At 50.9% G+C, this 517-nt stretch carries 1 protein-coding gene; it reads right to left on the bottom strand.

The genetic code is table 11. From position 1 onward, the window contains the following. A partial coding sequence (locus NE664_13225; protein ID MCQ4727593.1) for a class I SAM-dependent methyltransferase occupies positions 1-517 on the bottom strand: 517 nt, incomplete at both ends.

Raw genomic sequence — 517 nt, 5'->3', positions numbered from 1 at the left:
AAATACAGTTCAAATGTGTCGCGATCCATGGCGTCTATGGCCTCGCGCATGAATAAGGCACAGCCATCCGCTGCGACGTAATGCAGCCGGGTAACAGGAAGGGCAGAGATCAAATCATCGATATCTTCTTTTCTGACAAGTTCAAATAAATCCTTTGGCTCCGACTTAGCGGCAAATGTACGGGAATCGAGCAGGCCCTTTTCCATATACTCTGCGACGTTTATGCTGCCGCGGTGGAAGCCCTCGTCAAGGAGGCAGCCGTCGGATATCACATATGCAGCAAAGATCACGCCGCCTGGTTTTGTCACGCGAATCGCCTCGCGCAGCGCCTGCTGTTTATCCTCGTTGGTGTAAAGGTGATACAGCGGTCCTAACAGCAGTGTGATATCGTACAGATTGTCCGGAAATGCGGACAGATCCATGGCATTGCCCTGGGTAATCGTTATATTCTCTCCTGCCTGGGTGTTTTTACGAAAAATATCTATGTTATGGCCGATCAGTTCCACCGCGTCCACGG

The organism is Anaerotignum faecicola (genome assembly GCA_024460105.1).
In the GTDB taxonomy this organism is placed as follows: domain Bacteria; phylum Bacillota; class Clostridia; order Lachnospirales; family Anaerotignaceae; genus JANFXS01.
This window is presented reverse-complemented; position numbering and strand designations above follow the sequence as displayed.